General features: G+C 50.8%; 15 protein-coding genes. All 15 read left to right on the plus strand.

Going from position 1 to position 14,038, the window contains the following annotated elements; translation table 11 throughout:
* Positions 1 to 5 precede the first annotated feature (5 nt).
* The gene (locus OEL83_12930; GenBank protein MDK9707946.1) at positions 6 to 1,361 is read left to right on the plus strand and encodes a FliI/YscN family ATPase; all 1,356 of its coding nucleotides are present in this window, start codon (positions 6 to 8) and stop codon (positions 1,359 to 1,361) included.
* A gap of 64 nt (positions 1,362 to 1,425) precedes the next feature.
* The gene (gene fliJ, locus OEL83_12935) at positions 1,426 to 1,866 is read left to right on the plus strand and encodes a flagellar export protein FliJ (protein ID MDK9707947.1); all 441 of its coding nucleotides are present in this window, start codon (positions 1,426 to 1,428) and stop codon (positions 1,864 to 1,866) included.
* Positions 1,867 to 1,893: 27 nt separating this feature from the next.
* The gene (locus OEL83_12940; protein MDK9707948.1) at positions 1,894 to 2,418 is read left to right on the plus strand and encodes a hypothetical protein; all 525 of its coding nucleotides are present in this window, start codon (positions 1,894 to 1,896) and stop codon (positions 2,416 to 2,418) included.
* Positions 2,419 to 2,950: 532 nt separating this feature from the next.
* Positions 2,951 to 4,000 carry a flagellar hook-length control protein FliK gene (locus tag OEL83_12945; protein ID MDK9707949.1) on the plus strand — a complete coding sequence of 350 codons (1,050 nt, stop codon included), beginning with the start codon at positions 2,951 to 2,953 and terminating at the stop codon, positions 3,998 to 4,000.
* Between the two features lie 66 nt (positions 4,001 to 4,066).
* Positions 4,067 to 4,858, plus strand: a complete 792-nt coding sequence (locus OEL83_12950; protein MDK9707950.1) for a flagellar hook assembly protein FlgD — start codon at positions 4,067 to 4,069, stop codon at positions 4,856 to 4,858.
* A gap of 75 nt (positions 4,859 to 4,933) precedes the next feature.
* Positions 4,934 to 6,205 (plus strand): flagellar hook protein FlgE, encoded by a 1,272-nt coding sequence (locus OEL83_12955; protein MDK9707951.1) that lies wholly within the window; start codon positions 4,934 to 4,936, stop codon positions 6,203 to 6,205.
* A gap of 386 nt (positions 6,206 to 6,591) precedes the next feature.
* Positions 6,592 to 7,095 carry a flagellar basal body-associated FliL family protein gene (locus tag OEL83_12960; protein MDK9707952.1) on the plus strand — a complete coding sequence of 168 codons (504 nt, stop codon included), beginning with the start codon at positions 6,592 to 6,594 and terminating at the stop codon, positions 7,093 to 7,095.
* Between the two features lie 15 nt (positions 7,096 to 7,110).
* The gene (locus tag OEL83_12965; protein MDK9707953.1) at positions 7,111 to 8,091 is read left to right on the plus strand and encodes a FliM/FliN family flagellar motor switch protein; all 981 of its coding nucleotides are present in this window, start codon (positions 7,111 to 7,113) and stop codon (positions 8,089 to 8,091) included.
* A gap of 15 nt (positions 8,092 to 8,106) precedes the next feature.
* Positions 8,107 to 8,475: a flagellar motor switch protein FliN gene (fliN, locus tag OEL83_12970; protein MDK9707954.1), complete on the plus strand. Its 369-nt coding sequence runs from the start codon at positions 8,107 to 8,109 to the stop codon at positions 8,473 to 8,475.
* Between the two features lie 12 nt (positions 8,476 to 8,487).
* Positions 8,488 to 8,898, plus strand: coding sequence for a flagellar biosynthetic protein FliO (locus tag OEL83_12975; GenBank protein ID MDK9707955.1), 411 nt, complete (start codon positions 8,488 to 8,490; stop codon positions 8,896 to 8,898).
* Positions 8,895 to 9,662: a flagellar type III secretion system pore protein FliP gene (fliP, locus tag OEL83_12980; GenBank protein ID MDK9707956.1), complete on the plus strand. Its 768-nt coding sequence runs from the start codon at positions 8,895 to 8,897 to the stop codon at positions 9,660 to 9,662. The genes OEL83_12975 and fliP overlap by 4 nt, the downstream gene beginning before the upstream one ends.
* 37 nt (positions 9,663 to 9,699) lie before the next feature.
* Positions 9,700 to 9,963: a flagellar biosynthesis protein FliQ gene (fliQ, locus tag OEL83_12985; protein MDK9707957.1), complete on the plus strand. Its 264-nt coding sequence runs from the start codon at positions 9,700 to 9,702 to the stop codon at positions 9,961 to 9,963.
* A gap of 8 nt (positions 9,964 to 9,971) precedes the next feature.
* Positions 9,972 to 10,754, plus strand: coding sequence for a flagellar biosynthetic protein FliR (fliR, locus tag OEL83_12990; GenBank protein MDK9707958.1), 783 nt, complete (start codon positions 9,972 to 9,974; stop codon positions 10,752 to 10,754).
* Between the two features lie 111 nt (positions 10,755 to 10,865).
* Entirely contained in the window at positions 10,866 to 11,936 is a 1,071-nt protein-coding gene (gene flhB / locus OEL83_12995; protein ID MDK9707959.1) for a flagellar biosynthesis protein FlhB, read from the plus strand.
* On the plus strand, positions 11,936 to 14,032 hold the full coding sequence (gene flhA, locus OEL83_13000; protein MDK9707960.1) for a flagellar biosynthesis protein FlhA: 2,097 nt from the start codon (positions 11,936 to 11,938) through the stop codon (positions 14,030 to 14,032). Before flhB ends, flhA begins: the two co-directional genes overlap by 1 nt.
* The last annotated feature ends 6 nt before the right edge of the window (positions 14,033 to 14,038 follow it).

Raw genomic sequence — 14,038 nt, forward strand, 5'->3', positions numbered from 1 at the left:
TAATCATGGAACTGAACGCCCAACACATCAGAGATCTCAACCTCATAAAGGTTTGGGGTAAGGTGACAAGAATCGTTGGCCTGGTCATCGAAGGCTATTGCCCCCATGCGAGCATCGGCTCCCTTTGTGAAATCACCCAGATGGACGAAAGGGGGGGGATTTATGCAGAGATAGTCGGCTTTAAAGATAATAAAGCGCTCCTCATGCCCCTTGGCGAAATTCGTGGCCTTGGCCCAGGCAGTCTTATTCGTATTGTCCGGGACAGCGCCACTATAGGCGTCGGCAATAGCCTTCTCGGCCGGGTTGTCGATGCCATGGAGGTTCCTCAGGACGGCCTCCCCAAACCTGTCGTTACCGAAGAAAAGGCCCTCTACTCTCTTCCTCCCAGTGCCATGGAAAGACAGAATATCACCGATTCTCTCGACCTTGGCATTCGTGCCATCAACGGCCTTATTACCTGCGGGATGGGTCAAAGAATGGGCATTATGGCCGGCTCCGGTATTGGTAAGAGTGTCCTCCTCGGTATGATGTCGAAATTTGCCAAGGCCGATGTCAACGTAATAGCCCTAATTGGCGAGCGTGGCAGGGAGGTCCGTGAATTCATCGAGCGAGACCTGGGAAAGGAAGGCCTGGCCAGGTCGGTTATCGTTGTCGTCACTTCCGACCAATCACCGCTGCTTCGAATGCGCGGCGCCTTTGTGGCCACGGCAATTGCCGAATACTTCTGCAATCAGGGCAAAAATGTCTTGCTGATGATGGATTCGGTGACCCGTTTTGCTATGGCCATGCGCGAAATAGGCTTAGCCATTGGTGAACCGCCAACAACCAAGGGCTACACGCCTTCGGTCTTCGCCACCCTGCCAAAACTCCTTGAAAGGGCTGGAAGATTCCGCGATAAAGGCTCAATAACAGGCCTTTATACCGTCCTTGTTGATGGTGATGACATGACCGAACCAGTCGCCGACTCGGTACGATCCATCCTCGATGGCCACATCGTCTTGTCCCGCGCCATTGCCGCAAGAAACCATTTCCCGGCCATTGATATCCTCAATTCCGCCAGCCGGGTTATGCGCGATATAGTCTCGCCCCGACATCAGGAACTTGCCGGCAGGGCCCGTGAGGTCCTTGCCCGCTACGCCGAAGCTGAGGACCTTATTAATATCGGTGCCTACGTTAAAGGCTCAAATGCAAAAATTGATTACGCCGTCAGCAAGATCGATGCGATAAACACCTTCCTACGGCAAAACTTCACCGAAACCGACACGTTACAACACTCGGTTGAGCAACTGGGTATGGTCCTCAGCGAACGCAAAGACGAAGAACCGGCTAAGAAAAATCGCCGGCAATCCGATAAAGCTTAGAGTGTCATAAAAAACAGCATCCCGTCCGAGTTACCACGCAAGCCGTTAAGGGATATACCAGTCGATGAAGCCATTCTCCCTGAATAATGTCCTTGCCTATCGAAAACGCCTGGAAGACATTGCCCAAAATCGGTTTTTCGAGGCGAGAAAGGTGCACCAGCTAATTGAGCAAAAGCTTGCCGAGGAAAACTGCATTCTTACAGAGCTCGCTGGCCGGAGCGAACATCTGCAGTCCGAAGGAGTAAATATTACCGAGTTGATCCGCTACGAGGAAAGAATCCTCCAGGTCAAGGCAAATATTCAGGCTATTGCCAAAAATCTTGCAGAAAAGGCCGAGATCCTCAAGCGGGAGCACCAAAATCTCATCAACCGGGCCAGGGAAAGACAAATCATGGAGCGATTGAAAGAGCGCCAGGACAAGGCCTGGGCGGCGCATCTCGACAAGAAGGAAACCGCCATGCTCGACGAGATTGCAATACTCCGTCACGAATCCGAGCAAAATTAATCCCATCCAATGAATCGGCAAAAACCTATGAAAACCGTTACCAGCATCCTTTTGTTATTTGTTTCTCTCATTCTCCCCTTGCCAGCTGGCGGCGCCGAGAATCCAGAAAATTCTGAGAAAGACAATTACAGCTCGGTCGAAGAGCGCCGGATCGACAACACTATTTCTCAAGAACGGGCCAATATCCGGAAAGAACGCGAAGATATGGACTTGCACAAAAAGGAGCTAAAGACCCTTGAGGAGGGTGTCGATAAGAAACTTGCCGACATAGATGGTAAGCTGGCAGAAATGAAAGAACTGCAAAAGAAAATAGAAGCCCTGCTTACTGCAAAATCTGCTGAAGAAAAGAAACGCATTGAGAATCTGGCCGGCATTTACGAAAAAATGACACCAGCAAAGGCAGCACTTGCCGTATCCGGTTTGGACCAGAAGTTAGCCGCTGACCTCCTTGCCGGCATGAAGCCGAAGGCAGCCGCCAAGATCATGGATCAGGTCGCCAAACAAAAGGCCTCCGAGCTGAGTACAACCTTTTCAACCTTGCAAATTGAGTGACACTATGCCCGATATAGCTATTATCCAAACGCCAAGCCCGCAGGTTCCTCAATCCGCCTCTTCACCTGCCGGCCGAGAAACTGACAGTTTTTCACCCCATCTCGACAAGGCCATATCAAACCGGCAAGATCAACCAAGGAATCAGGACAAGTCATCCCAGTCGGCAAACAGGCCTGATCCACCAAAAGACAATAGAAACAATGAAATAAACAACTCGACCGCACTCAATCCTTCTTCTGAAGAACCAGTTTTAGAAAACTCCGGCACCGACGTAAAAGAGGAGACTGGCTTCAATCAGGAGCTTGACCTAGCCGCTCTGGGAGATTCCCTCAACACCCTTGCCAACCCGGCCGCAAGCCAACAGGGCTCTGGCAATTCACCACTTTTTCTTTTTATCGTTAATGCCCTGCAGGCAGACAATCGATCAAAAAATGACCAGCAGATAGGCTCCACCCCGGTTTCCCTGATCAAATCGCCAACTACAGAGGGTGATACTCAAACAGCCACTCTCCTGACCTCTCTGACCGAGCAGTTGGGCGAGGCCGACGCCGAACCCTTGCCGCTGCCTCAGGCTCCGAAATCCCAGGGTGTCAAGCCGGAACGAGATGCGATTCTCACACAATTACAGAAGATTATCGAAAGCAATGACGAATATGGCAAATTATCGATCACCATCAATGGCAGCACCTTGAAGGTTATGCCCGGAGCAGGTGGCTATCAATTGCCCGTATCAACAGTCAATGCCCCCGATGAAGCCCAAACCTTGACGGCTGCTGCAACCACTAGCTTTTCTGAGGTTGAGCCTGAAAGCAATTCAATCATTTTACCGAACAACACCGAAGTGCCAGCCGCCGATAAGGCCAATCAGAATCTCAACTCGGTTCGGCACACTATCCGGCAACAATATTATGAAGGAAAAATGATTCTCCAAGAAGGACAAGAGAAGGAAGCAGCTCCAGAAGACAACCGGCAAAGTAATACGCCCATGGCCAATACCGCTGTAACTGGGGAAAGCGGTATTGCGCCCGCGGTTTCAACGGATCAATCCAGCACCTTCGCCCAGCCTTTGGCCTCTATACAGGAAGGACAAAAACTCCCTGCCGCCGAGACGACAAGGCCGGTGACTTTGCCATCTGGAACCCTTGTTCATCAAGAAGAAGTTATCCGCCAGATCGCCGAACGGTTTCAAATTTCGAGACGGGATCTTGATACCCGCGTCAACATACAGTTGCATCCGGCAGAGCTCGGTGAATTAAAAATCGATCTCACTGTAAAAGATGGCACAATTAGCGCAAATGTTATCGCAAACAGCCACTATACCCAGGAAATTATCGAAAGGAATATGGCCAGGCTAAGAACTGTTCTGGAAAACCAGGGGTTTATTATTGATGATATCACGGTTACGGCAAAGTCCGAATCCGCCGATGATTTCAATCTCTTCGACCAGCAGCTCTTCAGCCGCAATGACTACACCCCGCCTGCCGCAAAAAATACTGGAAATGCCGAAGCCCTCTTTAGTCTTGATGTCGCCGGTATGTATCAACAGCCGGCAGAGATAAGCGGCGTCAATGTAAAAATCTAACCGGCCCTCAATACAGGAAACCTGGCGAAGACATCGCAAAAAACAAACGTCTCAAGAGGATATCCAATGAGCAATTATATAGAATCCATAAACCAAGCAGCAACCGCCTCCGCAGGGGCAACTACTGCTAAAAACAAAGACGACGCGGTAATGGGCAAGCAGGATTTTCTTACCTTGCTTGTCGCACAGCTGCAAAATCAGGATCCATTAAATCCCGACGACCCGACGGAATTCACGGCTCAATTGGCCCAGTTCAGCTCTCTTGAACAGCTTTTCACTCTCAACGAGAGCATGAACAACATGGTGACCTCAAATGCCAATTCCGACCGTCTCTCGACCCTCAGCACTATTGGTAAGGATGTTTCCTATACGGCAAGCAGCTTTGATTTTACCGGGGATCCCATCGAACTTGGCTACAAACTTGATGGCCCGGCATCGGCTGTAACCTTGTCCCTGCAACTCAACGGTGTCACGGTCGCATCTCTTAAGGGTACCGAACTGACTGCGGGCAATCACTATTTAACCTGGGACGGTTTAACAAAAAGCGGTGTGAAGGCACCGGTCGGCAACTACAAGATCGTCCTTGAGGCAAAGGCAGCGGCCGATGGGACGGTTGAAGCAACTCCGCTTATTAAATCGGAAGTGACAGGGGTTGATCTCGGTGGGGAGTCTGGTGGCACTCTTATAACCAAAGCCGGTGAGGTCTCCTTCAATGGCATCATCGGCGTCTATGACCCGAATAAGACTACAACTACATCGGCAACAGCCGCCACAACTGCCTCAGAAACTGCTGAAGAAGTCAACAAAACCCTAAACACTGTGGCAGAAATTACCGATACAGCAAAAGACATATTGTGATTGCAAAAGAATCTTTTCAGCCAAGCATCAAAGTTACCGGACAACCTGACTCTTACCTGAAGAAAGGAGAAAAATATGGGAATTTCAAGTGCACTATACAGCGGAGTCAGCGGTCTCAACACCAACTCCCAGGCGATGAGTGTTATCGGCAACAATCTAGCTAACACCAATACCGTCGGTTTCAAAGGATCGCGAACGGTTTTTGCCGACCTCCTGTCTTCCTCGATCAATGGCTCGGGCGGTGTCTCTCAGGTAGGCCGAGGTGTCGGTATGTCGAAAGTCGATCAGGTCTTCAGTCAGGGGACCTTTGAGTCGACCGAGTCCAACCTGGATGTCGCCATTGAGGGCGAGGGCTTCTTTATTCTTAAGGAACCAGGCGACGAATCTGCCTACTACTCACGCGCCGGTGCCTTTCGCTTCGACGAGGATGGTTTTCTGATCAACCCGGAAGGTTTCAGAGTCCAAGGCAAACAATTCGATGTCAACGGCGAGTTGCTTCCTGGCGATGCCTCGGATATCCAGGTTGCCAGTACTGGACTTATCGAAGGAAATGCCACTTCCAGCCTCGTCCTGACAACGAACCTCGATTCCTCAGAACCAATAATTACCGCTGCTTTTGATTACACAGACGATAATACCTTCACCTATTCATCCTCAGCCCAGGTCTTTGACTCACTTGGCAACCCGCATTTATTGACAACCTATTTCATCAAAACCGCCAGCAATACCTGGGGAGTACGGTGGAGTGCCGAAACCGATGCAGTGCCACCGGTAGTTTTGCAGGGAGCACTTCCCAATCTGACCTTTACCTCCGACGGTGTCCTGACTAACTCCGTTCTCGTTCCACCCACCGATACTGTGGCAACCATTCCCGCAGCCAGCTTGGCTTGGAACAACGGCACGACCAATACCGCTATCGACATTACCTTTGAAACCACTCAGTTCAATAGCGAATCCGTCGTTATCTCCCAAAACCAGAACGGCTTTGGAGCCGGTAACCTGACCGGAGTCGAAATAGATCCGGATGGCATAGTCATCGCCTCATACTCCAACGGTCAACAAACCAAAATTGCCCAACTGGTTTTAGGAAAGTTCGTCAACCCCAATGGGCTTAGATTGGTCGGCAGCAACCTTTACAGCGAGACTACCTCTTCCGGTCCCGCCAGAACCGGCCTGCCGGGACCGGAGCTGGGCAAGGTGTTCACCAACTCTCTCGAACAGTCAAACGTTGATATGGGTGCGGAATTTGTACGAATGATCACCGCTCAGCGTGGTTTCCAGGCCAACTCCAAGATCATTACAACCGTTGACGAGTTACTTGGTGAGTTGATAAACCTTAAACGCTAAAGGTCATATTTTTGACATAGGGATTATCAACAGGACCCACCCATAACCTGTGCCACCCTCCTCTGATGCTCGACATATAGGGGACACTGCTTCGCTGCAAGTGTCCCCTATCTGCATTTCCTGACGTTGTTTAGGAATTCAGGTTCCCTTCCCGGTATTTTGTAATCTCTGTCTCTGCCAACTCCAAACGCCATGGAATAGTTCTTGCTTGCTTGAGTTTTGAAAAGATACAGCCTATTATAAACTGAACAAACCAATACGTTACAACCCTAGCACTGTTAAAGCTGAGTTAAGCAGTCTGCCTGTTTAAACGAAACCTGCCCTTGCGGTAAAGCTTTAGGTTCTGAAAGGGTGCTGATCATCTCCTTCTGAGTTGGAGTAGCTAGATGGCGGAAAAAAAGGAAGCTGCACCTGTCGAAAGCGGCAGCAAAAAGAAGCTCTTAATAATGATCGGCGCCGGGGTTCTGGTTCTTTTGATCGGAATCGGCGTGGCAACCTTCTTCCTATTGAAAAAAGCCCCTGAGCCAAAAGAGGTAAAAGATCCGGCAAAACAGGTGCAAGTACCTGACCTCAACCAGGCAACGGACATAGGCCCTCAGGTGAATATTGATGAATTCATTGTCAATATCATCAGCGGCGATACCGCCCATTACGTCAAGATCGCCTTGACGGTTGAATTGACCAATGAAGAGGTAAAAGGCGAGGTAGAAAAGAGGATGCCGCAGATGCGCGACGCGATTCTTCTGCTGATTGGCAATAAGACCTTCGAGGAGCTGCAAGACCTTCAAGGTAAAAAGCAGTTGAAGGCGGAAATCACCAGCAAGATCAATTCATTTTTAAAAGCCGGCAAGGTAAAAGCAGTATATTTCACCAACTTCGTCGTGCAATAGGTTTGCGGAAAACGCATGGAACAGATTCTCAGTAAAACCGAAATCTCAGACCTTCTCAGGGCTATCCACGATGGCAGGGTGTCTCTTGATCTTGAGGAAAAACATGAGCCTCAATTTCTCGAATGCACCCCAGCGAATCTCTTCCAGCTCACCAAACCCGACAGCGAACTCTTTCGAATCCCCAATTTTGATATCATCCTTGACGCTTTCTGCAGGTCATACTCAACCTCAATCAGCAATCAGCTGCAACGCTCCTTTACCATTACCAGAACCTCTCTGCAGAGCTTTGAGTTCCAAAAGTTCATGGCAGACAAAACCAATCCTGGCGCCATTGGCATCCTCGACCTCAATCCACTGAAGTATGGCGCGATGATCATTCTCGACCCGGTATTATCCTTTTCAGTGCTGGAGATAATGCTCGGTGCTTCCGCCGATCTGCAGTCGCTGCACCTCGATCGCAAACTGACCGCGCTCGAGTTGACCATTTTGAAAGCCATCCTCTCCGATGCCTGCATTGATCTCAACAAGGCGTTCTCGCAACTGCTGGAGATGGATTCCGCCCTGATCAAGCTTGAAAATAACGCCCGTTTAGTGTCAATCGTCGAGCCTGAGGCCGAGGTTATTGTCGGCACCTTCATGGTAAAAGTCGGTGACCATTCTGGAGAGATTCATCTTATTTTCCCCTTTGCCACCCTTGAGCCTCTTCGAGATTCTTTGCGGGAACTCCTCAATATACCGACCATTACCAAGAGTTCATGGCAACAGGTACTGGAGGATGAGGTGCAGGAAGTGCCGGCGACGGTCACCGCTCTGTCCGGCAACCTCACCCTCAGCATCAACCAGTTATTACGCCTCCAGGCGGGGGATATCCTGGACATACCATATGATCCCAATGCTCCGCTGAAGGTTCTTGTCGAAGATAAGATCAAATTTCTAGCTATTCCCGGAACGCATAATGGCAAGAAAGCCATCAGTCTCACCGGCCTTTACCAATGATAAAGGAACAATGACATGGTTACACCAGGCAATACTCGTCCGGCCCCGGAAGAAATCAAAGAACTCCTGCAAAGCGATGCCACCGGTGGCTCAAGATCGGCACCGGCCGTCGACCCAAAAGGTAATCGAGGACTGGATTTCCTCTACGATATTCCTCTGCAGATATCTGTTGAGGTCGGCAGAAGCAAGATCCTCCTCAAGGACCTTCTGAAAATGAGTGAGGGGTATGTTATTGAACTCGACAAACTCGCTGGTGAACCCCTTGATCTCTACGTCAATTCTCGACTCATAGCGCGTGGTGAAGCGGTCATGGTCGGGGATAAATTCGGTATTCGTCTTACCGATGTCGTGAGCACCTCCGACCGTATAGAAAATCTCGGTTAAGTGGAACTCGCCATGACCCTTGCCGGAAAATCCCGCACCTTTCCTGTACTGTCGATCCTTTTCTTCTTTTGCCAGACACCGGAAATAGCGCATCCCGCTTCGACAGCTCCGGTAATTGAAATGGAAAGCTATTTGAGGATGATCTGGGGTCTTCTGGTCGTCTTAGGCATTATTCTGGCCCTGTATGGCCTCCTGCGCAAACGCTTTTCCCTCCTTGCCGGCAATCCTGGAAAAAGTATCCAAATTCTTGAGATCAAACCCCTTATGGGGAAAAAATCGCTGTGCCTGGTCACAGTAAAGGGTAATGAATACCTGATTGGAATCAGCAATGACCGGATTGATCACATCGCCACCCTTCCCGGTACAACCGGTCCATCGTTTGAGGCAACGCTCAGGGCCACGGAGGCGGAGCAACGGCTATGAAACGGCCGGCCTCGTTCTGCATGGCGTGCATCGTCGTTCTCACGGCGGTCGTTGGTATCGTCCTCCTGGCTGAAAATTGCCGGGCCGTCGGCCTGCCGACCGTGACCTTTGGCGTCGAAGACGCCCAAAACCCCAAGCAAGTCTCCTCTGCCCTGCAGGTTCTCCTCCTATTGACCGTTCTTTCGATGGCTCCGGCAATCCTGTTGATGACCACCTGTTTTACCAGAATCGTCATCGTTTTGGGTTTTGTCCGCCAGGCGATGGGCACGCAAAACATGCCTCCCACCCAGGTAATTCTTGGCTTGTCCCTCTTCCTTTCGTTTTTTGTCATGTCTCCGACTCTCAATAAAATCAATGAGGAAGCCCTGCAACCATACATGAAGGAAGAACTCAGCCAGGCGGACGCACTGGAAAAGGGATTGGCCCCCCTGCGCGAATTTATGTTCAGCCAAGTCCGAGAGGAAGAATTAACCCTGCTCACCGAGATCACCATGAAGAATGAGCCGGTTCAGCATGAGGATATTCCGACCATGACCCTTATTCCGGCTTTCATGTTGTCCGAGCTCAAACGTGCCTTCCAAATGGGTTTTATGATTTATATTCCTTTTCTGGTCATCGATATGATCGTCTCGTCAGTCCTGATGTCGATGGGTATGATGATGCTTCCGCCGATCATTATCTCCATGCCGTTTAAGCTCCTCCTCTTTGTCCTTGTCGACGGCTGGAGCCTTGTGGTCGGGTCGTTGATCAAGAGCTTTGGCTAGTTGCACAACCACCCTTTTTTGCAACCGGAGACCTTCCATGACTCCCGAAATTGCCATCGATATCTGTCGCAAGGCGATTCAGACCATCCTCCTTGGTTCAGCGCCTATGCTGATCATCGGCATGATCATTGGCTTGCTGGTTTCCATTTTCCAGGCAGCTACCCAAATCAACGAGCAAACCCTTACCTTTGTCCCTAAAATTATCGCCGTCTTTGTAACCATGCTGATTTTTGGACCATGGCTCATCAAACTTCTCACTGTTTTCACGGCGGGTCTGTTTGAAACCATGGTCACCCTTTGACAGCCACCGTGGAATTTCCCCTCCTTCCAATTGATCAGCTGCAAACCTTTCTCATAGTCACCAGCAGAATTGCCGGCTTTGTTTCGGCCATTCCGGTCTTTGTATCCGCCCAGACTCCGGGACGGGTTAAAACCTCCCTGGTCATGGTCATCTCCCTTATGCTGTACCCGGTCATGGCCGGAGCCGTGCCCCGGATGGATTTCAGCCCTGTTCCTTTCTTCTTGCTTATCCTTTCCGAGGTTCTCCTCGGCCTGCTTCTCGGCCTTGTCGCCAGATTGATATTTACCGCCGTCGAATTTGGAGCGACGGTGATCGGTTACCAGATGGGTTTCGCCGCCGCCGAAATTTTTGATCCCCAAAGCGAACGGCAGGTGGCGCTCGTATCGCAATTCCAGAATGTCTTTGCCATCATGATTTTTCTGGCAATAAACGGCCATCACATCTTTCTGCGTGCCGTGGTCTTATCCTACGACCTGCTCCCGCCAGGTCAGTTCGATGTATCCGGCGAGGCCGTCCCCTTCCTCATGCAGCTGGCTTCCCACATGTTCATCATCGGCGTACAATTCAGCGCCCCGGTACTTGCGGTGCTCCTTCTGTCCGGCCTGATTCTCGGCATCCTTGCCAGGGTATTTCCCCAGCTCAACGTCTTTCTCCTCTCCTTCCCCATCAACATCGGCGCCGGTCTCGTTGTCATCGCTTTGACACTCGATCTGGCTGCAAATCTTATCAGACGGGAATTTGACACTCTTCCCGAACGGATTTTCACCTTATTGAATTATCTCAGCTTGTAACACGCATTTTCCCTTTTGAAATTTCGGATCAGTATTTGCAGTTATTTGTTCTCAAAAGTGAATTGTGTCCCCCTGCAAACAAGATCATCAAACAAGGACCTTCGATAAATAATGGCAGAAGACAGCCCCAGTGGCGGCGAACGGACGGAAGAACCCTCATCGAAACGGCGAGAGGATTTCCGGAAGAAGGGCCAGGTTGCTCAAAGCAAAGAGGTGCAAACTGCGGCCCTGCTGTCGATTACCTTGCTATTTTGGCTGATGTATCTGCCGATTTTCTGGAAATCTTTTATAGAACTTATCTTCTCCATCTGGCAGGCAAGCGGTGAATACCAACTCACCGCCACCTCTACTATTTCCCTTGCGACCTTTCTTTTGCAGAAAATTGGTCTTCTCCTCGCCCCCCTGTTTCTTGTGGTGGTCCTTGTTTCATTTCTTTCCAGTTTCGCGCAATTCGGCTGGCTTCTCACCAGCAATCCGCTTATTCCGGATTTTTCAAAGCTCGATCCCATAGGGGGCATGGCCCGGTTCTTTTCAAAGAGATCAATGATCGAACTCCTCAAATCATTATTGAAGGTGTGCCTCATTGGTTGGGTTGCCTATTCAACTATTCTTGACCATTTCAATGAGGCCCTCATTCTCATCGACACCGACATAGGAACCACTTTACGCTATCTCGCCAAAATTTCAGCTCTTGTCATGGGCAAGATCTGCGCCATCCTCATCCTCCTGGCATTTCTCGATTTTATGTTCATCAAATGGGAGATGGAGGAGAAAATGAAGATGACCAAACAAGAACTCAAGGAAGAGTTTAAGCAGAGTGAGGGTGACCCACACATTAAGTCGCAAATACGCGCCATCCAACAGGAAATGGCACGTAAACGCATGATGGCCGAGGTTCCCAAAGCCGATGTCGTTGTCACTAACCCTACCCATCTGGCGGTGGCTATTCGCTATAATGCCAAGGAGATGGATGCCCCGGTAGTGGTGGCGAAGGGAGCCGACTTACTGGCCATGAAAATCCGCGAGATCGCCACAGACAGCAAGGTCCCTATATTTGAAAACCCACCCGTGGCTCGATTATTGCATAAATTGGATCTGGGAGAGCATATCCCCGAGCATCTCTTTAAAGTCATTGCTGAGATTCTCGCCCATGTGTATTCACTGAAAGGCAAAGGACCCTGATGGAACTGGCTACCATTCAAAATTCCATTACCAATTTTGACTACAAGCAAATGCTTGGGCGCAGCGATATTATCGCTGCCCTTGGCCTTGTCGCCATCCTCATGATGATGATCATTCCCCTGCCGGCGATCATCCTCGACCTGTTCCTGACACTGAGTATTACCATTGCCCTGCTCATTCTCATCCTCAGTCTGTATACCGTCAAAGCCACAGAATTCTCGATCTTTCCGTCGATTCTGCTGGTTACCACCCTGTTCAGATTATCTCTGAACGTGGCGTCAACCCGTCTCATTCTCATGCATGGTGACGAGGGGCCGGGAGCCGCCGGAACAGTAATCCAGGCCTTCGGTCAATTCGTTGTCGGCGGCAACTATGTTGTTGGTGTGGTCATCTTTGTCATTCTGGTTCTCATCAACTTCATGGTTATCACCAAGGGCGCCGGCCGTGTTGCCGAGGTTGCCGCCCGTTTCACCCTCGACGCCATGCCCGGCAAACAGATGGCCATCGACGCCGATCTCAACGCCGGATTGATTAACGAGGATGAGGCACGCCGGCGCCGGGAAGAAATCGCCAAGGAAGCCAATTTCCACGGCGCCATGGACGGTGCCTCGAAGTTTGTTAAGGGCGATGCCATTGCCGGTATCATCATTACCATGATCAATATCGGCGCCGGCTTTATCATCGGAGTTGTACAAAAGGATATGGCGATGGCCGACGCCGCCGCCAATTACACCATTTTGACGGTAGGCGATGGCCTGGTGGGGCAGATCCCGGCCCTGATCATCTCAACTGCCGCTGGTCTTCTGGTGACCAGGGCCACCGGTGAAAAGGATTTCGGCACCGACCTCAAGAAACAGTTTTCCACCAGTCCGGTAGCCCTCTGGGTGGTGTCGGCGATCCTTCTAGCCTTTGCCATCATTCCCGGCATGCCCTTTGTGCCCTTTCTCCTCCTTGCCATATCCATGGCGGCACTTGCCTTCCAACTCGATAAGAGACTAAAGGTCGAAGAGGAGAAGGTTGTTGAAAAACCTGCCCAGGCACCGGTGCGCCGCGAGGAAAATTACGAAGAGATGCTTCATGTCGATCTGCTGCAGCTTGAGGTCGGCTATGGCCTTATCCCCTTTGTTGACTCAGCCCAGGATGGTGAACTTCTCAACCGCATTCAATCCATCCGCAAGCAGTTTGCCATGAATAACGGTTTCATCGTGCCGCCGGTACATATCAGAGACAATCTGCAGTTAAATCCCAATCAGTACACCTTCTCCCTCAAGGGTGTACGAGTCGCCACGGCCGAAATGCTGCCCGGCCATTTCATGGCCATGGACCCCGGCATGGTCACCGAGACCATCAAGGGCATTGCCACCACCGAACCGGCCTTTGGTCTGCCGGCCATCTGGATTTCCTCGGAGAAGAAGGACCGGGCGCAAATTGCTGGCTATACTGTCGTTGATTGCACAACGGTTATGGCCACCCATATCAGCGAAATCATCAAGCAGCATGCCCATGAACTGATTGGCAGACAGGAGGTTCAGGGTCTTCTCGACAACCTGGCCAAGGCCTATCCGAAGCTCGTTGAAGATCTCATTCCAACCGTCCTGTCACTTGGGACAATCATGCGCGTCCTGCAAAATCTGCTGAAAGAAGGCGTGTCGATCCGCGACCTACGGACAATTCTCGAAACCATGGCCGACTGGGCAGCGGCGACGCAAGATACCGATGTCCTGACTGAATATGTCCGTCACGCCCTGGCGAGGACGATCAGCAGTGATCTGGCGGTAAACGGCGTCATTCCGGTTATCACCTTGTCGCGGCCGGCTGAAGATGCCATTCGCAATTCGGTGCAACATAAAGAGACCGGCGGCTATCTCGCCATTGACCCGATTATCGCTCAGCGCATTCTCGACTCCATCGGCAAGGCCATCACCATGTTTGAAGGCGGCAGCCGACCGGTATTATTATCAGCTCCGCAGATTCGGCCCTATGTGCGAAGCCTGACTGAGCGCTACTACCCGGCGCTGACGATCATCTCTCACAACGAAGTCACTCCAAACCTCAAAGTCAGATCTCTTGGCACGGTGACACTCGATGCAAGTTAGAGTCTT

This window comes from Desulforhopalus sp. (assembly GCA_030247675.1).
Lineage (GTDB): Bacteria > Desulfobacterota > Desulfobulbia > Desulfobulbales > Desulfocapsaceae > Desulforhopalus_A.

Excerpts from the sequence above, each read along its gene's own strand:
- OEL83_12930 (MDK9707946.1), top strand. The coding sequence starts at position 6 with ATGGAACTGAACGCCCAACACATCAGAGATCTCAACCTCATAAAGGTT.
- fliJ (MDK9707947.1), top strand. The coding sequence starts at position 1,426 with ATGAAGCCATTCTCCCTGAATAATGTCCTTGCCTATCGAAAACGCCTG.
- OEL83_12940 (MDK9707948.1), top strand. The coding sequence starts at position 1,894 with ATGAAAACCGTTACCAGCATCCTTTTGTTATTTGTTTCTCTCATTCTC.
- OEL83_12950 (MDK9707950.1), top strand. The coding sequence starts at position 4,067 with ATGAGCAATTATATAGAATCCATAAACCAAGCAGCAACCGCCTCCGCA.
- OEL83_12955 (MDK9707951.1), top strand. The coding sequence starts at position 4,934 with ATGGGAATTTCAAGTGCACTATACAGCGGAGTCAGCGGTCTCAACACC.
- OEL83_12960 (MDK9707952.1), top strand. The coding sequence starts at position 6,592 with ATGGCGGAAAAAAAGGAAGCTGCACCTGTCGAAAGCGGCAGCAAAAAG.
- OEL83_12965 (MDK9707953.1), top strand. The coding sequence starts at position 7,111 with ATGGAACAGATTCTCAGTAAAACCGAAATCTCAGACCTTCTCAGGGCT.
- fliN (MDK9707954.1), top strand. The coding sequence starts at position 8,107 with ATGGTTACACCAGGCAATACTCGTCCGGCCCCGGAAGAAATCAAAGAA.
- OEL83_12975 (MDK9707955.1), top strand. The coding sequence starts at position 8,488 with ATGACCCTTGCCGGAAAATCCCGCACCTTTCCTGTACTGTCGATCCTT.
- fliP (MDK9707956.1), top strand. The coding sequence starts at position 8,895 with ATGAAACGGCCGGCCTCGTTCTGCATGGCGTGCATCGTCGTTCTCACG.
- fliQ (MDK9707957.1), top strand. The coding sequence starts at position 9,700 with ATGACTCCCGAAATTGCCATCGATATCTGTCGCAAGGCGATTCAGACC.
- flhB (MDK9707959.1), top strand. The coding sequence starts at position 10,866 with ATGGCAGAAGACAGCCCCAGTGGCGGCGAACGGACGGAAGAACCCTCA.
- flhA (MDK9707960.1), top strand. The coding sequence starts at position 11,936 with ATGGAACTGGCTACCATTCAAAATTCCATTACCAATTTTGACTACAAG.